Raw genomic sequence first — 18702 nt, forward strand, 5'->3', positions numbered from 1 at the left:
ACGCGGTTGGCGTCACTCAGTTGCCTCGATGGAAGACGAGGCTGGGCCGGCCGGGTGGCTCTGGCGCGCGGATGCGGGTGCGGCAGGCGTAGGGCACCTCGATCAGCAGCAGTGCCGAGGGCGGCATCATGAGCAGGTCCGTGAGAATCGTGCGGATGACGCCGCCATGGGTGATGACGAGGGTATGCGGGTCCGGGCGCCGCAGAATCTGATGCCAGCCCTCCAGCACGCGCGCGCGGAAGTCCGTGAAGGTCTCGGCCTCCGGCGGGTTGAACTCGGCTGGGGCTTCCCAGAAACGGCTGAGATCATCGGGCGGGATCTCATGCGTGGGCACGCCGTCCCAGGCGCCGAAGTCGCGCTCGCGCAGCGCGTCCATGCGCTCGAGCGGCAGCTTGTAGGTCTCCGCGAAGCGCTCGGCGAAGTCTGCGCAGCGCTTCAGGGGCGAGCTGATGATGTGGGTCCAGGTCGGCGCGTCCGCCACCGCCTGGGACATCTGTGCCCAGCCAAGACCGCTCAGCGGATCGTCGGAACGACCGCGGAAGCAGGGGCCGCCCTCGACCTCTCCGTGTCGCACTAGATCCAGATAGCGGTCTGTCACCTGATCATGCCTCGCTGACGCCTGCTTCGCTGAAGGTCGCCATGTTCTGATGGATGGTGCAGGCGAGTCGCAGCAGTGGGACGACCGCGGCCGCGCCAGTGGCCTCGCCGAGACGCAACCCCAGGTCGAGATAGGGGTTGCCGTCGAGCGCCTCCATCATACGCCGGTGTCCCGGCTCGGCGGAACTGTGCGAGAACAGCATCCAGTGGCGCACGTCCGGGTTGATGCGCGCGGCGGCCAGGGCGGCCGAGCTGATGATGAAGCCGTCCACCAGGATGGGCAGCCCGCGCTGCGCCGCGGTGATGAAGGCGCCGGTCGAGGCCGCGCTGTCGAATCCCCCGAGCCGGCGCAGCCGCTCCAGGGGCGAGTGCTCGGGCGCGCCGTGCAGCGCTAGCGCCTGGCGAACGACGTCCGCCTTGTGGGCGACACCCTCCGCATTCAGGCCGGTGCCGGGTCCAACCAGGTCTTGCGGCTCCATGCCGAGCAGGGCGCAGGAGAGGGCGGTGGCCGGTGTGGTATTGCCGATGCCCATCTCGCCACAGATGATGAGTCTGGCGCCATTGTCGATGGCCCGCTCGACCGCCGCGCGTCCCAGGTTCAGCGCGGCCGCCAGCTGCTCCTGGGTCATGGCCGGCTCGCGGGCGATGTTGCCTGTCCCCGCGCCGAGTCGCGCTGAAATGACCCCATCGACCGGACCTGGGTCCGTCGCGATGCCGAGGTCGAAGATCTCCATGCGCGCCTCGATCGCTTTCGCCATGACGGAGACCGCCGCGCCGCCGCGGGCGATGTTGTGGAGCATCTGAATGGTCACTTCCTGGGGGAAGAGCGAGACGCCCTCGGCGGCCACCCCGTGGTCGGAGACGAACTGGAGGATCTGCACGGGGTCGACCGATGGGGTCGCGGTTCCCTGCATTCCGGCGAGCCGGATGGCCATCTCCTCGAGTCGGCCGAGCGAGCCTTGTGGCTTGGTGAGCTGATCCTGGCGGCGGCGCGCCGCCTCGGTCGCCGTGGTGTCGATGGGAAGGCAGGGGTCTTGGACCCAGCCGAGAGTGGTACTCATGATAAGGCTCCAGCGGTCTTGTTGCCGACGCGCCCGGGTTGGTCGACGTCAGCGTGTTGCGGATTCATTCGATGTCGCGGTCTCGGTGTCCGTGGCACCCGCGCCTGGAGGGCGGCGCGGGCGCGGATCTGCGCTAGCGCCGTGATGCGTCTTAGTCGGCGATCGGTGGCTGGTAGTTCAGCGTCAGATAGAAGGACCGGCCGGGTCTGTTGTACAGGTAGGCGGTCTCGTAGTCTTCGTCGAAGGTATTCTCGATGCGCGCCTGCACCTTGAGCGCCGGGTTGACAGCATACTCGACCCGCAGGTCGAGCAGGGCATAGCTGTCGAGCCGCGTGGTGTTGGCCAGGTCGTCGAAGCGCCGCCCGGCGATGAAGAGCGATGCGCCGGCGGACCAGCGCGCGAACTGGCGCTCGACATCGATCTCGAGGCTCTGCTCCGGACGACGCGGCAGGAGGTTGCCTTGGTTGGCGCCGGAAGAGCGATTCTCTGGATCCAGGAGGGTCAGATTCGAGCTGACCTTCCAGTCCGCGTAACGGATCGCGCCGGAGGCCTCGATCCCGCGGATCCGCGCCTCGCGGATGTTGGCCGCGGCACGGCTGGCGGCATCATAGGCGATGAGGTCGTCGATCTGCGTCTCATAGAGCCGGACATCCCAGGTGCCGTCGAGGCGCGCTCCCAGCGGCAGAACCCCATTCAGCCCAAGCTCCAGGCTCCGCGACTGCTCGGGCTCCAGGTCCGGGCTGCCGTAGTCGGGGTAGTAGAGGTCGTTGAACGAGGGGGCCTTGAAGGCGGTGCCGTAGGACAGCGAGACCTGGGTTCCGCCATCGAGTCGATAGCCGGCGGCGGCGTTGCCCGTCGCGTGAGTGCCGAACTGCTGGTTGTCGTCCTGGCGCAGGCTGAGCTTGAGGTCCGTCGGGCCGAAGTGGCCCTGATATTCGCCGAAGACACCCAGGTCGTCGCGCGAGTGCTCGCTGTAGTCGACGGTGCCACCGACGCGATCCTCCTGATAGTCGAGCCCCAGGGTGAGCAGATGGGCCTCTCCGAGGGCGACATCGTTCTGCAGCGACAGCAGGTCGCGCTCGGTCTCGAAGCTGTCGACGAAGACCGCGCCCACGTCGGTCTCGGGGTCGTCGAAGAAGGCGCGATAGCTGTCCCAGCTGCGACCGGCGGACAGGATCAAGGTCCAGGGCGTGAGTGGCTGCAACGTCGCCTTGGTGCCCAGCACCTGCTGCTGCGAGCGCGAGAGGTTGCCGGCATAGGCCGATCCGTCGAAGTCCGTGCGGCTCTCCGAGCTCAGCAGATGGACATCCAGCTTGGCCGCGTCGCTGAAGGCATAGCCGGCGCGCGCGCTGACGCCGAGATTCCGGTAGGGGTCGCGGTCGGGCTGCTCGACGCCGCAGCCGGCGAAGGGTTTGACGCGGCCATCGCAGGCGTTGATCCCGTCCGTGCGGTCGAGATTGGCGCCGAGGTTGAACCAGCCGCGTTCGCCGCCTCCGGTCACGCCGGCGGCAACCTGCGCCGTGCCGAGACTGCCGCCGCCGACACTGAGCCTCGGTGTCAACGGACCGCCGCCGCGCCGCGTGAAGATCTGGATGACACCGCCGATCGCCTCCGAGCCATAGAGGCTGGAGCGCGGACCGCGGACGATCTCGATACGCTCGATCTGCTCGATCGGAAGGTCCTCGAAGGGCGCGCGTCCCGACGTGGAGGAGCCGATCTTGATGCCGTCGACCAGCACCAGGACATGATCCGAGTTGGTCCCGCGCAGAAAGATGGAGGCGCCCTGGCCCGGGCCGCCACTCTGGGCGACGGCAATGCCGGGCAGTCCGCGCAGCAGGTCCGGCACGGAGCGCGCCTGCTTGCGCTCGATCTCGGCGCGGTCGATGACGGTGACCGACGCCAAGGTCTGGGTTTCTGGGGTCCGCGTGGCGGTGACGACCACGGGTTCGAGGGCTGTGACCGGCTCCTCGGCAAAGGCCGGGCCTGCCAGCGGCAGCGCACAGGCCGCCAGCATCAGGGGATGTTTCATGCATTGACTCCAGCTGTGATCCGCGCGCACCCGCACGCATCGACACACGAAGGGGTCGGAGTAGGCGTCTGGGCGAGCGCGGAGATCGAAGCGGGAGGCTCCGTGGGCGTCGCGGACGATCGCCCCTCGCGACCCCGGTTGCGAGACCTCTGGCGAGACCTTGATGCACGGCCGGGTGGTGAGGCACCCCGGTGTCGTCATCGGTCGGTCCATGCCGGTCTCTGATCTTGCGGCCGGTATCCGGGCTCACGAGCGGGGCCTGAACCCCGACGCGACGCCTTCCCATGACGGATCACAGTGGCATCTTGTCGCGTCTTGACTCGCCTACCGTTGCGGGGGCAGCGCCGGCTTTCCGATCCCAAGGGGACGAACCCAAGGGGACGGACACCGGCTTCCCGTTTAACCCAATCGAGACGGATCTCGACTCGGCACCGGAAGATCAAGTCCTTTATTAGACTGTGCTTATTATGACGGGGTCAACGACCAAAGCTGGGCAGGGTCGATGAGCGGGTAGAGCAGCGGGTCCGCACGCCTGCTGGCCGCGGACGGAGCGTCTTCGGCCGCGGACGCCCCGGAGCCAGGCAGCGACGAAAACGCCCGACCGGGAGACCCCGGTCGGGCGTGCGTTGAGCATTGAGCGTTGAGCATTGAGCGTTGAGCGCCGAGCGTTGAGCGCCGAGCGCGCGGCTCGGCGTCGAGGGCAGATCGGTAGGATGGGCAAAGTCCGCGCTCCGAACTCGAGCCCTGCCTCGACGCCAGACGGACGTGCCCATCTTGCAAGACGCCGAGCTGGGATGATGGGCATGCCCCGCGACCCTTGGCACTCCGAAAGAAGCGCATCGCCAGGGCTTTGCCCATCCTACGGGATCGGAGTCCCGGGTCTGTTGTTTCCCGGAAATCGCCTAAGGCATCAGTAGTCCATGTCGTCCATGCCGCCGCCGGAGGCGGCGGGCGCCTTCTCCTTCTTGGGCTCGTCCGCCACCATGGCCTCGGTCGTGATCATGAGGCCAGCGATCGAGGCGGCGTTCTGCAGCGCGGAGCGGGTGACCTTGGTCGGGTCGATGACGCCCATCTCCATGAGGTCGCCGAACTCGCCGTTGGCGGCGTTGTAGCCGAAGCTGCCAGTGCCCTCGGCCACCTTGCTGGCGATCACCGAAGGTTCTTCGCCCGCGTTGGCGACGATCTGGCGCAGCGGCTCTTCCATGGCGCGGCGCGCGATGGCGATGCCGACATCCTGGTCGGCATTGGCGCCGTTGAGCGTCTTCACCGCCTTCATGGCGCGAATCAGGGCCACGCCGCCGCCGGGGACGATGCCTTCCTCGACCGCCGCGCGGGTGGCGTGCAGGGCGTCCTCGACGCGGGCCTTCTTCTCCTTCATCTCGATCTCGGTGGCCGCGCCGACCTTGATGACGGCCACGCCGCCGGCCAGCTTGGCCAGACGCTCCTGCAGCTTCTCGCGGTCGTAGTCGGAGCTGGTGTCATCGATCTGACCGCGGATCTGGTCGCAGCGGCCCTTGATCTCGTCATGCGAGCCGGCGCCGTCGATGATGGTGGTATCGTCCTTGGCGATCTGGATGGTCTTGGCCTGGCCGAGGTCGTTGAGGGTCGCCTTCTCCAGCGAGAGGCCGACTTCCTCGGTGATGACGGTGGCGCCGGTCAGGATGGCGATGTCCTGCAGCATGGCCTTGCGGCGGTCGCCGAAACCGGGCGCCTTGACGGCGCAGACTTTAAGGATGCCGCGCAGGTTGTTGACGACCAGGGTCGCCAGCGCCTCGCCCTCGATGTCCTCGGCGATGATCAACAGCGGCCTGCTAGCCTTGGCGACACCCTCCAGCACGGGCAGCAGATCCCGGATGTTGGAGATCTTCTTGTCGTACAGCAGGATGTAGGGATCGTCCAGCTCCGCCTTCTGGCTCTGCTGATTGTTGATGAAGTAGGGCGAGAGGTAGCCGCGGTCGAACTGCATGCCCTCGACCAGCTCCAGCTCGTTGTGCAGCGACTTGCCTTCCTCGACCGTGATGACGCCCTCCTTGCCGACCTTCTCCATCGCCTCGGCGATGATCTGGCCGATGGAGTCGTCCGAGTTGGCGGAGATGGTGCCGACCTGCGCGATCTCCTTGTTGGTCGAGCAGGGGCGCGAGAGTGCCTGCAGCTCCTTGATGGCGGCCTCGACGGCCTGTTCCATGCCGCGCTTGATGTCCATCGGGTTCATGCCGGCGGCGACCGACTTGAGCCCCTCGCGGACCATGGCCTGCGCCAGCACGGTGGCGGTGGTGGTGCCGTCGCCGGCGGTATCGGAGGTCTTGGAGGCGACCTCCTTGAGCATCTGAGCGCCCATGTTCTCGAACTTGTCCTTAAGCTCGATCGCCTTGGCGACCGACACGCCGTCCTTGGTGACGGTGGGGGCGCCCCAGGACTTCTCGATCACGACGTTGCGCCCCTTGGGGCCGAGCGTGACCTTCACGGCATTGGCGAGGATGTCGACGCCGTGCAGCATGCGTGTACGCGAGCTTTCGCTGAAAGTGATCTGTTTTGCGGTCATTCTTTGTACGCCTCGAAAAAGGAAAATCGGGTTCGAGCCAATGCGGCTGGGCGGTGGACTAGGCGATCACGCCCATGATGTCGTCTTCGCGCATCACCAGCAGCTTCTCGTCCGCGACCTTGACCTCGGTGCCGGAGTATTTGCCGAAGAGCACGCGGTCGCCGACCTTGACGTCGAGCGGGCGCACGTCGCCGTTGTCGAGGATCTTGCCCCGGCCGACGGCGACCACCTCGCCCTGAATCGGCTTTTCTGTTGCGGTATCCGGGATGAGGATCCCGCCCGCGGAGGTACGCTCCTCTTCGCTGCGACGAATGACGACACGATCATGCAGAGGACGGAGGTTCATGGATGTCGATCTCCCTGGGAGAACTCAGTGTGACTGGGGTTGATTGTTGTTTGTTAGCACTCGGCTCGTGCGAGTGCTAACAATTTAGTGCGAAAAACGCGCCTGTCAAGTCTCTTGATGGTCGCCAGGACGGCGCGCCCGGGGCGAGTTGGTGGAGCGCTCCGATTGCCCTACACTCTCGACCCGCTAAACTCCCGACCTCGTTTCGATCGCGTCAGCCGTCCGCGCGCCCGATCTCCCTGACAGAGGAGCCGACCTCAACCGTGACTTCCGTGCGCATCCGCCGCCTTCGCGCGCAAGACAGCTTCGCCCAGGCGCGCACCCCGCGCGATGTCTTGGCCGTGCTCTATGCCAACCGTGGACTCGGCGAGGCCGACGAGCCCACCCCAGGTCTCGCCGCCCTGGCGCCCGCCACGGCCCTGCGCGGGCTGGGGCAGGCGGTGGTCCTGCTGGCGGAATTGATCCAGCAGGGCGGGCATATCCTGGTGGTGGGGGACTATGATGCCGACGGTGCCACGGGCAGTGCGGTCGCCATCCGTGGTCTGCGCGCGCTGGGGGCCGCCAAGGTCTCTTTCCTGGTGCCGAGCCGGTTCGACAATGGCTATGGCCTGAGTCCGGCGGTCGTCGACGCCGCCAAAGACCTGGCGCCCGATCTCATCATGACGGTGGACAATGGCATCTCCAGCCTCTCCGGCGTCGCGCATGCGCGCTCGCTCGGCATCCCGGTGCTGGTGACCGATCATCACCTCCCCGGAGACCGCCTCCCCGAGGCCGTCGGCATCGTCAACCCCAACCAAGGCGGCTGCGCGTTTCCGAGCAAGCACCTCGCGGGCGTCGGGGTCGTCTTCTATCTGCTGGCCGCGCTGCGCAGCCACCTGCGCGAGATCGGCTGGCTCGGGAGCGTCCGGCCCGAGCCCAACCTGGCGGAGCTGCTCGATCTGGTCGCGCTCGGCACCGTGGCGGACGTCGTCACCCTGGACCGCAACAACCGCATCCTGGTCGAGCAGGGGCTGCGACGGATCCGTGCGGGCCGCAGCTGCGCCGGCGTGCGGGCGCTGCTCCAGGTGGCCGGTCGGGACCCGGCTCGGGTGACCGCGAGCGATCTCGGCTTTTTCGTGGCGCCCCGCTTGAACGCCGCCGGGCGGCTGGAGGAGATGTCCCTGGGCGTGGAGTGCCTGCTGAGCGAGGATCCGGCGCGCGCGCTGGAGATCGCTCAGGTGCTCGACGGGCTCAACACGCGCCGGCGCGAGATCGAAGGCGAGATGAAGGATCAGGCCGAGCTGCTCCTGGAGGGGCTTTGCCTCGACGGCCAGGCACTGCCGCCGGCGCTCTGTCTCTTCGGCGAAGACTGGCATCAAGGCGTCTCCGGGATCGTCGCGGCGCGCATCCGCGAGCGCTATCACCGCCCGGTGATCGCCTTTGCCGACGCCGGCGACGGCCAACTCAGGGGCTCGGCCCGCTCGGTCGACGGGCTGCACATGCGCGACGCCATCGACCGCGTCGACCGTCGCCATCCTGGCCTCGTCGAGCGTTTTGGCGGCCATGCCATGGCGGCGGGTCTGACCTTGCAGTCGGCCTGTCTGGATGACTTCCGCACGGCCTTCATCGAAGCGGTCCGCGCGCAGCTCGGCGATGTCCCGGCGCAGCCGGAGATCCTCTCGGACGGTGAGCTTCCCGACGCCCTCATGACCCTGGAGATGGCCGAGACCTTGCGTCTGGCCGGTCCCTGGGGGAAGGGCTTTCCAGAGCCGCGCTTCGACGGCCTCTTTGACGTTCTGAGCGCCCGGCTGGTGGGCGAGCGTCACCTCAAACTGCGCGTCGCGGGCACGCACGCCCAGCCCATCGACGCCATCGGTTTCAATCTCGGCGAGCTGCTTGCGACCGCGCGGGGCCGGGTGCGGCTCGCCTACCGGTTGGATGTGAACGCCTATCGGGGAGTGCGCACGCCGCAGCTGCTTTTCGACTACCTTGAGCCCAGCGATAACCCTGAGCCCAGCGATCACCTTGCGCCGAGCGATCAGCTCGAGCCCAGGGCCTGACAGACTTTGGATCCAGCCCCATGAACGACTACGAAGACGACCTCGCCGACGGCGAAGAAGACAGCCTGCCCGACGGTCCCAGCAAGAGCCAGGTCAAGCGTGACAAGCACGCCCTGCAGGCGCTGGCCGAGCGGATGGCCGGCATGCCGCGCCATGAACTCGAACGCCTCAACCTGAGCGAGCCGACCTGGGTCGCCATTGAGGAGACCCCGCGCATCAAAGACCTGCGAGCCCGCAAACGCCACTGGAAGCGCATCGCCAACCTGCTCGAGCGCGAGGACATGCACGCCGTCCACGCCCTGGTCGACCAGGCCGAGGTCCGCGAGCACGAAGAGACCGCCAGGCATCACGCCCTCGAGCGCTGGCGCGAGCGCATGATCACCGAGGGAGATGCCGCCGTGACCGAGTTCATCGACGCGTGCCCCAGCATCGACCGCCAGCAGCTCAGAGCCCTGGTGCGCGCCGCTCAGAAAGACACCGAGCGCGGCAAGCCCGACGCGCCCCGCAAGCTCTTCCGCTTCCTGCGCGAGGCGATGGAAGGCGACGTCTCGGGATGACCGCTCGCTCCCGCGCCCTGCGCGGGGGCACCACGTCTGGCTCCCACGCTCCGCGTGGGAGCACGGAAGCGACGCTCCAGCGTCGCGTCAGCCACCGCAAGGACCCGCGCAATGGCCAGAGACCGCTACCGCATTCTTGACCCCTCCGCGCCGCACTTCCTTACCTGCACCGTTGTCCAGTGGCTCCCGGTCTTCGCCCAGCCAGCCAACGCCCAGATCCTGCTCGACTCCCTTCAGCACCTGCAAGCCCAATCCCGCCTCAGCCTCTACGGCTACGTCATCCTCGAAAACCACTGCCATCTGCTCGCCCGCTCACCCGATCTCGGCAAGGCCATCGCCAGCTTCAAGTCCTACACCGCCCGCCAGATCATCGACCGCCTCATCGCGCGCCGCTCGCCCATGCTGGACCTCCTGGCCTTTCACAAGGCTCGCCACAAAGTGGATCGCGACCGGGGCTGATCGATGTCGTGACGCAATGGTGAGAACGCCCCCTCTCTGGCTCCCACGCTCCGCGTGGGAGCAGTGCGGCGACGCTCCAGCGTCGCGACGCCCGATGCGCCGGGGAGTTCGCCATGGTCTGCCGGGCTCGGGTCGCTGTTTCTCGACGCAGAGCGTCGTGACGTGCTCCCACGCGGAGCGTGGGAGCTAGAAGTGGCTCGCCCTCTCTCCGGCTCCCATGTGGAGCCCGAGAGCCAGCAACGGACTCTCTTCTGGGTAGCTGGGCACTGTCTGGTGGGTTCAGACGCCGCGCGCCCGCATGGCGGCGCGTAGCCGCCTCAGCGGCTGTGTGAGACGGAAGCGAATGCGTTGGCTCAGGGTCGGGCGATTGCTCAGGGCGTGCACCCGAGCCTGGGTCGCGGCCAGCTCCTCCCGCAAGGCCGTGAGCTGGCCTGTCAGCTCCGACAGCGCGTCTCGATGCTGTCCGAGGTCCGCTTGCTGCTCCCGGTAGCGATCCAGGACATAGGTCGTTCGCTGGTGCTCGACCATGGTGAGATGGGTGAGGATGGGCAGGATGGTCTCCCGCGTTCGCCTCTGGTTCGGCGTTTCGCGGTCATCCACCTCGGGCCAGGGCTCATGGAACAGCCGGCCGTCATCACGGCCCAGGAGTTCGCGGGCAACCCATGCGTTGGATGGCTCGCAATCTTCCAGCAGCGCGCGGGCGATGCGCGGCGAATAGGCGAATCGCGAGAAACCCGGGGACTGGAAGAAGGGGTCGCGCGCCGCCTCGTCCAGGTAGCAGAGCAACGGGGATGGGGGCGCATCTCCCCCGACCACCTCGCCGTACATGGCCACCAGCTCGTGCAGCTCCAGGCAGAAGGTCTGATTGACCTCTTCGATATCCACGCGGTAGCCGGGATCCTTGGGCAACCCGGAGTGCTCGCGAAAATCGGCCACGGCACTGCGGCCGCTGAGCTGGTCGCGCTCGTAGACCCGCACCTCGAGGCTGTCGCGGCCGAAGACCTGGATCCAGGGCTCCAGGAGGGCGCGGTAGTCGAGATCCTCGGCGCGCCACCAGCGCAGTCGGCCGGCTCTGAGTCGGCTGTACCATTCCTCGAAGGGCAGGGTGGGGCCGCGCTCCAGGTTGTCCTTCATGCCCCATTGCAGGTAGGCCGAGCGCAGCCAGTGGTCCTGGCGCCGCAGGTAGACGATGACGCGATAGGCGTTGGCGGGAAGCGCCTCCTTGACGCGCCAGACGCGCTCCAGGCTCGCGGAAAAGGCGCGATTGGATAGGGCCTCCCAGCTCCACAGGAGCCGTGTGGCGCCACTGGTCGCGACGGCGGATTGAAGCGTTGCGAGGCCAAGTTCAAGGGCCGCGTCGGAGCACCACTCGATCTCCTCTGGCTTCATGCTTGCGAGGAAGTCCTCGGGGATTTGGGCCAGGTAACCGTTGCGCAGCAGCCGCTCGCGATTGGTGAGCAGGAAGTACTGGATGCTGGTGCTGCCGGTCTTGCCTGTCCCGATGTGGAGGATCACCTCGTCAAGGACCATGTCTTCTCTCCTTCGGGCTGCGTCTGCTCGAGCCTTTTCGCCGTCGATGCGTCGCTTGGTCAAGCTTGCGGTTGAATTTTTCGGGCGGGCCGTTTAGCGTGCCGCGCCTGGAGTGCAGTTGTTCCGAGCGCAGGGGCTCAAACCCGATGACGGCAAACGCCAATCCCCACGTCTCGTCCGCGAGACAGCCTTCTCTCTCTGTCGTGATCCCAATGTACCAGGAGATCGAGAGCGTCGACCCCATGGTCGAGCGCGTCCATGACGGCCTGGCCGATTATCGCGGCGACTGGGAGCTGATCTGCGTGGACGACGGCAGCCGCGACGGCACGGGCCAGCGGCTGCGCGAGATCGCGGCGCGGGTCGGTCCGCACATGCGTGTGATCTGCCTGAGACGCAACTTCGGTCAGACCGCGGCCATGCAGGCCGGTTTCGATGCCGCGCGTGGCGAGCTGATCGCAACGCTCGACGGCGATCTCCAGAACGACCCCGCGGACATCCCGCGCATGGTGGACGAGCTGCTGGCGCGCGACCTGGACCTGTTGCAGGGCTGGCGGCGCAGGCGCCAGGACGATCTGGTGATGCGCAAGATCCCGTCGCGCATCGCCAACGCCATGATCGGCAAGGTGACGGGCGTGGCGCTGCACGACTACGGCTGCAGCCTCAAGGTCTATCGCGCCGAGGTGATCAAGGAGGTGACCCTGCTCGGCGAGATGCACCGCTTCATCCCGGTCTGGGTGGCGGGCGTGACGGCGCCTCAGCGCATCGGCGAGACCGAGGTGACCCACCAGGCGCGCCAGTTCGGCACCTCGAAATACGGCATTTCGCGGACCTTTCGAGTCCTGCTGGACCTGTTGGCGGCCTTCTTCTTCCTGCGTTTCGGCTCGCGGCCAGGGCATTTCTTCGGCTCGATCGGCATCCTCTTCGGCGTGCTCGGCGGCCTGATGATGACTCATCTCCTGGTGGTCAAGTTCGTCCTCGGGGAGGACATCGGCAACCGGCCGCTACTCTTCGTGTCGATCCTCTTGCTCGTGGCCTCCGTGCAGCTCCTCACGACCGGGGTGCTGGCGGAGCTGCTGACACGCACCTTCTATGCCTCGGGTGAGCGCACCCATCACCGTATCCGCTGGGCGTCCGATCCCGAGACGGCCGGCTGGAGGTCGAGCTGACGATGACCGAGACTCTCGACAAGACATCCGCCGCGCCGGGTCGCTGGCGGCGGACCCTGCAGGGCGTCATGACCTCGCCGGTGCTGCTGGTGCTGGTGATTGCGCTGAGCTTCTTTTGGCAGCTGGGAGCAGTTCCGCTCTACGATCTGGACGAGGGTGCCTTCACCGAGGCGACCCGCGAGATGCTGGACACGGGCAACTTCATCACGCCGCACAAGGACGGCGAGCCGCGCTACGACAAGCCGGTGCTCATCTACTGGGCGCAGGCGGCCTCGGTCAAGGCGCTCGGCTTCGACGAATTCGCGCTTAGGTTGCCCTCGGCGATCGCGGCGACGCTCTGGGTGCTGGCGCTCTGGCTCTTCGTGCGCGCGCGCATCGACAGCGCGACCGCGACCGTCGCCGGTCTGGTGATGACGCTCTGTCTGCAGGTCTCCCTCATCGGCAAGGCGGCAGTGGCGGATGCCCTGCTCAATCTCTTCATCGCGCTGACCTTCTTCGAGATCTACCGCTATTACCTGCAGCCGGATCCCAAGCGCGACCGCGCGTACATCTGGCGTGCCTATCTCTGGATGGGGCTGGGGTTCCTGACCAAGGGGCCGGTCGCGCTCTTCTTTCCCGTCGTGGTCAGCTTCCTCTTCTTCCTCACGGAGCTGCGCTTCAGCAAGGCTGGGCTCAAGACCTTCTCACGCTGGTTCCGCGCGGTCTTTGCGCCCATCGGCTGGCTGATCTTCCTGCTGGTGGCCGGACCCTGGTATCTGGCGGTCTATCTCGACGACGGCGAGGGCTTCTTCCGCAGCTTCTTCCTGGAACACAACCTGGGGCGTTTCGGGGGAGCCATGCAGGGGCACAGCGGCTTCCCCGGCTACTATCTCGCCATCTTGCCGCTCATTCTGCTGCCCTTCACAGGCTGGTTTCTCAGCCTCTTCAAGCGCTACAGGTCGGCCGTGCAGGATCCGCTGGATCGTTTTCTGTGGATCTGGTTCCTGGTGGTTCTCGTCTTCTTCTCCTTTTCGGGGACCAAGCTGCCGCACTACCTGCTCTACGGGGCGGTGCCGCTGTTCATCCTCATGGCGAAGCACCGCAACGCCCTGACGAATCCCTGGCTGGCGTTCGTGCCCCCGATCCTCTTCTTCCTGGCCCTAGTGCTGCTGCCCATGATCCTGAACGTGATGATGGCCGTGGCGAAGAAGCCCAATGAGGTTGCGCTGTACGACTATGGCCGCTCCCTGATCGATCTGCCCTACGGTATGGCGACGATCGCCGGGCTGCTGCTGGTGATCCTCCTGATGCGCTGGTCGAGCGTGGCCTTGTGGCAGCGGCTGGTGCTGGTGGGCATCGTCCAGACCCTCGTCGTCTTTGGCGTCCTGGTGCCCCGGGTCTTCGACGCCCTGCAGACGCCGGTGAAAGAGGCGGCCCTGATGGCGAAGGAGATGGATCTGCCGACCGTCGTCTATCGGACATCCATGCCGAGCTTCAGCGTCTACCGCGCGGCCATCACGCCGAATCGCCTGCCGAACGACGGTGAGCTGGTCTTCCTGCGTGCCGACAAGCTGGGCGAGCTGGCGCTGGCCGATCCCAAGCTGGAACTGCAATTGCTCTACCAGCGCGGCAATGTGGCTCTCTTGAAAGCCCGTCGGCCCGAGTAGCGGACCTCAGGCGCCATGCGTAGGCTCTTCGATCGGCTGCGTGCCCTGTCTTGGCGACGCATCTGGGGGAGGCAACTCCAGGAGGCGCTCTGCGTGGCGCCGCTGCCGTCGCGCGGCAGCGATCGCTGGCTGCTGGGGTTCGCCCTGATTTGCCTGATCGTCGGGGGGAGCCTCGTTCTGGCGTGCGGCTACCATGCCGGGTTTCAGAGACTCAACGCCTTCGCCGCGGCTTCCCCAAGCTGGCTGTGGGCCTGTCTGACGAGCCTGGGTGACGAGCGCGTCGTCTTCGCGCTGACGCTCTTCTTCTCCCTGCGCCATCCGCGCATCTTCTGGACCCTGATCCTTGCCGCACTCATCGCCATCGCCTACAGCCGCGGCTTCAAGGCGCTGTTCGATACCCTGCGCCCGCCCGCCGTGCTAGCCGCGGACGCCTTCCATCTCATCGGCCCCGCGCACACGCGCCACAGCTTCCCGTCCGGCCATAGTGTGACCGCGGGGGTCTTCTTCGGTGTCCTCGTCCTTTATACACGCTGGATCGAGCTGCGGATGTTCTGGCTCCTCGTGGCCCTCTTGGTGGGGTTCAGCCGGGTGGCGGTGGGTGTTCACTGGCCGGTGGATGTCGCCTTCGGTCTCATGGGCGGCGCCCTGGCGGCGTTCCTGGCCGGTTGGCTCGCCACCCGCTGGTCGCGTCCGGCCAGCGTCGTGCGCTTGCATCTGGCCTTTGTGGTGCTCGCGTTCGTGCTGGCGCTCACCCTGGTGTTCGATGACGGTGGCTATTCGCAGGCAGCGCTCATGCTGCGTCTGCTTGGCTTGGCGGCTATCCTGAGCACGCTCCTGCACTATATCGTCCTGCCCGCGATCCAGGCGTCGCCTCGCGCCAGCGGTGAAGACCTCTCCTGAGGGCGGGCGTTCGGGCGCGAGGCTCCGCTTTCCGGCGGATTGCAAGTCGTCCTCAACGCGCTAGACTGCGTTTCACTCACGCGATCGTGTATTGGTCCTGCATCAAGGATGATCTCGGCTGTGTACAGTCTGGAAACCTCGCGGGGTCGAGGTCCTGCCCAGGCCTGCATCCGTGGCGGCCGCGCGCTGACCGCGCGATCGAGGAGCCTCTGATCCGACGCCGGACCGGCGTGCGGGATGACAGACGACAGGAGCGGCGAATGACGCGAGCGGAGGCACGGGCGCTAGATGATCGGGCAGCCGGCCTGGTTTCAGGTGTCGATGAGGCGCTGCTTGCGCCCCTCAAGAAACTCGTCCGCAAAGAGCTGGCGCTCAAGCGTGTCGACAAGGCGATCTGGGCCGAGGTGCGTGCGGCGAGCGGCGGGGATCGTGCGCGCGTCAGGGCGGCCTATTTCGACGCCCGGGCGCGCAAGCTGCTCGACAAGCTCGCGCAGAGACAGCCGCAGGTTTCGGATGAGCCCGCGGCGGCCGCCGAGTCGCGCGTCCGTATCGATGACGACCGTCCGTTCCGGGGCGACCGGATCGCCGATGCTCCAAGCCAGCCTCCAAACTCCGCCGTCACCGCACCTTCCGAGCAGAGTCTCCCGCGACCAGAGGATGCAGACGCCAAGGACGCATGGTGGCCCGCCATCATCGCCCCCCTCGGCGTGACCCTCATGGGTGCCTGTGCGGTCATGGTCTCCGTCCACCTCAAGCAGCCGGGCAGCGCTCTGCTGGATGCCATGGAGGCTGAACGCGCCTCGGCTCTGCGCGACGACGACCGCACTCTGCTGCTCTGGGGCAAGGGGGCCGAGGAGGGGGTTGCTCTCGCCCAACTGCGGTTGGGGCTGATGTATCAGGATGGTCGGGGAGTGGCGCAGGACTATGCGACGGCGGCCTATTGGTACGAGCAGGCGGCCGAGCAGAATGCGGCGGACGCCCAGTTCTATCTGGCGGAACTCTACCAGGCGGGGCTTGGCGTGCCTGCCGATGAACGGCAGGCCGCCTATTGGTATGCGCGCGCCGGCGAGCAATACCGCCTGGCCGCCGAGCGCGGCGACATCCAGGCTCAGGTGAGCCTGGCAGGCATGTACGAGATCGGCTGCGGTGTCGAGCAGGACCAGCGGACCGCGCTCTCTTGGTATCGGCGTGCGGCTGCGCAGGGTGATGTTGCCGCCCAGTTGCAGGTCGGTTGGATGTACTGCGAAGGCATGGGGACAGCCGTGGATGATGAGCAGGCCGCCGCCTGGTACCGCAGGGCGGCGGAGCAGGGGAGCGCGGAGGCCCAGGTGCGGCTTGCCTTCATGTACGAGCACGGTATCGGTGTGCCGAAGGACCGTGCGCAGGCCGAACACTGGTACCTCGCCGCTGCCCAGCAGACCAACTTCGATGCCCATGACATCCTGCAGGACCTGGCCGGGCGCTGATCGCTGCGAGGTCTCCCGCGCTATTCCGGACCCTGGGGGAAGATCTCCACGAGGGATTCGTTCGCCATCAGCCTGTGGGCGAAGAGGTAGCCCGCGGCGGTCCAGATCTGGTTCATATGGGCGCGACGCCCGATGAGGTTGCCGCGCTTGCCGTCGTAGTACTCCGGCCATTGGTCGACGGGCAGGGCGCGGTCGGCGGTCTCGATGGCAAGCTGTGCCAGATCGCCGCGCCCGATCTTGAGCGCGGCGGCGGTGAAGGCCCAGAGCAGAACGGGCCAGTTGCCTCCGTTGTGGTAGGACCAGGGCACGTTCTTGGGGTCGCTGCCCGTCATGAAGACCCACTCCTTGCCGTCCACCGCCGGGTAGACGAGCTTGCAGGGCATCTCTCCAACGAGATCCGGCCAACGGTCGCTGTAGAGAAACATGATGCGGGCGGCCTCTTCGCGCGTGGTCACGCCGAAGAGGATGCTCAACAGGTTGCCGAGCGCGAAGAAGCGGAAGTCCATGCGGCCGGGGCCGAGGTTGCCGACCAGATAGCCGGCGCGGTCCGGGAGCCAGTCCGCCACCCATTCCGGGATGGACTCCGGGTAGATGTTCAGCATGTTGATGCTGCCGTCGCCGAACTCCTCCGTGCGGTAGCGGTGGATGGACCGCAGCTGATTGAGGTCCAGCCAATAGAAGAACCGTAGATAACTGCGCAGCGAGGTGGCGCGCTTGGCGGAGAGGTCGCGCAGGGCGCGGTTCTCGGGCGTTTCGTCGAGCAGATCCAGGGCCGTGATGAGCATGGCGTAGAAAAGCGCCTGGATCTCGAGCGGATGCCCGTAGACCCCCATGCGCCGGTCGATCATGAAGGCGCCGTCGGGGACCAGCAGGGTCGGAAAGACTTCGAAGCCTTCCTTTAGGGTCAGATCCAGGATGCCGCGCAGGGCACGCTGGACGCGCTCCTCACTTGCCAGCGCCTGATCGCCGCTCATGCGCTGATAGATCCCGAGCAGGACCACCCACCACATCATGGCGTCGACCGGTGCGACGCGGCCGATGGCCTGGTCCCCGAAATCGGCGCGAATGCTCTCGCCGGCCTCCGGGTCATGAATGACGCGGAAGCTCGCCGGCAGCATGGCCGGCTCCAGCTCGTGACCGTGAATGCATTTGTGCTGGCTGCGCAGCTCCAGCACCGTGCGCAGGAAGTTACGGACGATGGCGTGATTGCCGTCGGCCATGAAGACCAGTGCCGAGGGGATGAAGTCGCGGATGAAGCAGTCGTGATAGTTGGCCGCGACGGCCCCGGCCGGGTCCATGGCGGCGACCGTGCCGACGGGGTGACCGCGGTAGTTCATGACCGAGGAGGCGAGCAGCTCGGTCGCGGCGTCGATGGCGTCGTTCATCATGGTGCGATGATAGCCGTTTCAGTCCGGTTGTTCGCGTTCCGCCCGAGCGCATCCGCTCTGATCGCGTCCAACCCAGTCGCGGGCGAACTGCCAGGCGGTGCGGCCGCTGCGCGACCCTCGGCGCAGCGCCCACTGGAGCGCGGCGCGCTCGATCGGCTCCCATGCCGTGCCCATTTGCCCGATCTGTCCCTCGGACAGCCGTTTGATCCAGTGCTGAACGACGTTCATGTACTGGGTCTGGCTGAAGGGATGGAAGGAGATCCAGAGCCCGAAGCGGTCCGAGAGTGAGATCTTCTCCTCGACCGATTCGCCCTGGTGCAGTTCGCCGTCCAGGATGCGCGCTTCTCGGTTCTCCGAGTGAAACTCCGGGAGCAGGTGGCGGCGGTTGGAGGTCGCGTAGATGAGGACGTTTTCGGGTGTTGCGGCGATGGAGCCGTCCAGTGCGGCCTTCAGCGCCTTGTAGGCGGACTCGCTGGCCTCGAACGAGAGGTCGTCGCAGAAGAGGATGAAGCGCTCCTCTCGATGACTGATGAGATCCAGGATGTCCGGAAGTTGGATGAGATCGTCCTTGTCGACCTCGATCAGACGCAGCCCAGCCTCCCGGTGGGCGTTGAAGACGGCCTTGACGAGCGATGACTTGCCGGTGCCGCGTGAACCCCAGAGGAGGACGTTGTTCGCCGTGCGGCCGCGCATGAATTGCGCGGTATTGCGGGCGATCTCGTCCTTCTGGCGGTCGAGGCAGAGGAGGTCGTCAAGGGCGAGTTTGTGTGGTGCGTGAATCGGCTGAAGCCAGCCCCGGTTGTTATCGCGGCGCCAGCGGAAGGCATGGGCAGTCCAGTCCGGTGAGCTGTCGACATTGGGTAGAAGGCGCTCGAAGCGGTCGAGAAGCGTCTCGACCTTGGCGATGAGGTGCGTGGTCTTGGACATGGCGATTGGTCTTGCTGGCCTGATGGGAAGCCGCTGGCGATGCGGTGGT

Annotated in this window: 15 protein-coding genes and 1 riboswitch; of the genes, 7 read left to right on the top strand and 8 right to left on the bottom strand. The window is 66.7% G+C overall.

Translation table 11 applies throughout. The features are described from left to right. Positions 1–16: 16 nt before the first annotated feature. From CKO23_RS10900 to CKO23_RS10920, 5 genes are all read right to left on the bottom strand, one after another. Positions 17–598: a histidine phosphatase family protein gene (locus CKO23_RS10900; RefSeq protein WP_200330937.1), complete on the bottom strand. Its 582-nt coding sequence runs from the start codon at positions 596–598 to the stop codon at positions 17–19. A gap of 4 nt (positions 599–602) precedes the next feature. Then, on the bottom strand, positions 603–1658 hold the full coding sequence (gene cobT, locus CKO23_RS10905) for a nicotinate-nucleotide--dimethylbenzimidazole phosphoribosyltransferase (RefSeq protein ID WP_200330939.1): 1056 nt from the start codon (positions 1656–1658) through the stop codon (positions 603–605). Between the two features lie 151 nt (positions 1659–1809). Then, positions 1810–3687, bottom strand: coding sequence for a TonB-dependent vitamin B12 receptor (gene btuB, locus CKO23_RS10910; RefSeq protein ID WP_200330941.1), 1878 nt, complete (start codon positions 3685–3687; stop codon positions 1810–1812). Between the two features lie 214 nt (positions 3688–3901). After that, positions 3902–4138, bottom strand: a riboswitch (cobalamin riboswitch). Between the two features lie 459 nt (positions 4139–4597). Beyond that, complete coding sequence (groL, locus tag CKO23_RS10915) at positions 4598–6229, bottom strand: chaperonin GroEL (RefSeq protein WP_200330943.1); 1632 nt, start codon at positions 6227–6229, stop codon at positions 4598–4600. A 58-nt stretch (positions 6230–6287) separates the two neighbouring features. Next, the gene (locus CKO23_RS10920) at positions 6288–6575 is read right to left on the bottom strand and encodes a co-chaperone GroES (RefSeq protein WP_200330945.1); all 288 of its coding nucleotides are present in this window, start codon (positions 6573–6575) and stop codon (positions 6288–6290) included. A 263-nt stretch (positions 6576–6838) separates the two neighbouring features. Here CKO23_RS10920 and recJ point away from each other — a divergent pair, with 263 nt between their 5' ends. From recJ to CKO23_RS10935, 3 genes are all read left to right on the top strand, one after another. Next, positions 6839–8614 carry a single-stranded-DNA-specific exonuclease RecJ gene (gene recJ, locus CKO23_RS10925; RefSeq protein WP_200330947.1) on the top strand — a complete coding sequence of 592 codons (1776 nt, stop codon included), beginning with the start codon at positions 6839–6841 and terminating at the stop codon, positions 8612–8614. A gap of 20 nt (positions 8615–8634) precedes the next feature. Continuing rightward, a complete protein-coding gene (gene yjgA / locus CKO23_RS10930) occupies positions 8635–9171 on the top strand; it encodes a ribosome biogenesis factor YjgA (protein WP_200330949.1) in 537 nt (178 codons plus the stop codon). A gap of 111 nt (positions 9172–9282) precedes the next feature. Then, entirely contained in the window at positions 9283–9630 is a 348-nt protein-coding gene (locus CKO23_RS10935) for a transposase (protein ID WP_200330951.1), read from the top strand. Between the two features lie 279 nt (positions 9631–9909). Here CKO23_RS10935 and CKO23_RS10940 read toward each other — a convergent pair whose 3' ends face one another. Then, positions 9910–11160: a hypothetical protein gene (locus CKO23_RS10940; protein WP_200330953.1), complete on the bottom strand. Its 1251-nt coding sequence runs from the start codon at positions 11158–11160 to the stop codon at positions 9910–9912. 212 nt (positions 11161–11372) lie between these two features. On the opposite strand from CKO23_RS10940, the gene CKO23_RS10945 reads away from it, so the two are divergent. The 4 genes from CKO23_RS10945 to CKO23_RS10960 all read left to right on the top strand — a co-directional run bounded on the left by CKO23_RS10945 (position 11373) and on the right by CKO23_RS10960 (position 16338). Next, positions 11373–12326 (top strand): glycosyltransferase family 2 protein, encoded by a 954-nt coding sequence (locus CKO23_RS10945; protein ID WP_242482358.1) that lies wholly within the window; start codon positions 11373–11375, stop codon positions 12324–12326. Between the two features lie 2 nt (positions 12327–12328). Further along, positions 12329–13972, top strand: coding sequence for an ArnT family glycosyltransferase (locus CKO23_RS10950; protein ID WP_200330956.1), 1644 nt, complete (start codon positions 12329–12331; stop codon positions 13970–13972). A gap of 15 nt (positions 13973–13987) precedes the next feature. Then, the gene (locus CKO23_RS10955; protein WP_200330957.1) at positions 13988–14872 is read left to right on the top strand and encodes a phosphatase PAP2 family protein; all 885 of its coding nucleotides are present in this window, start codon (positions 13988–13990) and stop codon (positions 14870–14872) included. A gap of 260 nt (positions 14873–15132) precedes the next feature. After that, entirely contained in the window at positions 15133–16338 is a 1206-nt protein-coding gene (locus tag CKO23_RS10960) for a tetratricopeptide repeat protein (RefSeq protein ID WP_200330958.1), read from the top strand. Between the two features lie 20 nt (positions 16339–16358). On the opposite strand, the gene CKO23_RS10965 is transcribed toward CKO23_RS10960, so the two are convergent. Continuing rightward, positions 16359–17723 carry a glycoside hydrolase 100 family protein gene (locus CKO23_RS10965; RefSeq protein WP_200331025.1) on the bottom strand — a complete coding sequence of 455 codons (1365 nt, stop codon included), beginning with the start codon at positions 17721–17723 and terminating at the stop codon, positions 16359–16361. A 21-nt stretch (positions 17724–17744) separates the two neighbouring features. Then, a complete protein-coding gene (locus tag CKO23_RS10970) occupies positions 17745–18653 on the bottom strand; it encodes an ATP-binding protein (protein WP_200330959.1) in 909 nt (302 codons plus the stop codon). Positions 18654–18702: the final 49 nt, after the last annotated feature.

Source organism: Thiocystis violacea (genome assembly GCF_016583565.1).
Lineage (GTDB): Bacteria > Pseudomonadota > Gammaproteobacteria > Chromatiales > Chromatiaceae > Thiorhodococcus > Thiorhodococcus violaceus_A.

Bases quoted from the DNA above. Each gene is read 5' to 3' on its own strand.
- CKO23_RS10955 (WP_200330957.1), top strand. From the start codon at position 13,988: ATGCGTAGGCTCTTCGATCGGCTGCGTGCCCTGTCTTGGCGACGCATC.
- CKO23_RS10940 (WP_200330953.1), bottom strand. From the start codon at position 11,160: ATGGTCCTTGACGAGGTGATCCTCCACATCGGGACAGGCAAGACCGGC.
- CKO23_RS10965 (WP_200331025.1), bottom strand. From the start codon at position 17,723: ATGAACGACGCCATCGACGCCGCGACCGAGCTGCTCGCCTCCTCGGTC.
- btuB (WP_200330941.1), bottom strand. From the start codon at position 3,687: ATGAAACATCCCCTGATGCTGGCGGCCTGTGCGCTGCCGCTGGCAGGC.
- CKO23_RS10920 (WP_200330945.1), bottom strand. From the start codon at position 6,575: ATGAACCTCCGTCCTCTGCATGATCGTGTCGTCATTCGTCGCAGCGAA.
- groL (WP_200330943.1), bottom strand. From the start codon at position 6,229: ATGACCGCAAAACAGATCACTTTCAGCGAAAGCTCGCGTACACGCATG.
- CKO23_RS10945 (WP_242482358.1), top strand. From the start codon at position 11,373: ATGTACCAGGAGATCGAGAGCGTCGACCCCATGGTCGAGCGCGTCCAT.
- CKO23_RS10970 (WP_200330959.1), bottom strand. From the start codon at position 18,653: ATGTCCAAGACCACGCACCTCATCGCCAAGGTCGAGACGCTTCTCGAC.
- CKO23_RS10935 (WP_200330951.1), top strand. From the start codon at position 9,283: ATGGCCAGAGACCGCTACCGCATTCTTGACCCCTCCGCGCCGCACTTC.
- cobT (WP_200330939.1), bottom strand. From the start codon at position 1,658: ATGAGTACCACTCTCGGCTGGGTCCAAGACCCCTGCCTTCCCATCGAC.
- yjgA (WP_200330949.1), top strand. From the start codon at position 8,635: ATGAACGACTACGAAGACGACCTCGCCGACGGCGAAGAAGACAGCCTG.
- CKO23_RS10960 (WP_200330958.1), top strand. From the start codon at position 15,133: ATGACGCGAGCGGAGGCACGGGCGCTAGATGATCGGGCAGCCGGCCTG.
- CKO23_RS10950 (WP_200330956.1), top strand. From the start codon at position 12,329: ATGACCGAGACTCTCGACAAGACATCCGCCGCGCCGGGTCGCTGGCGG.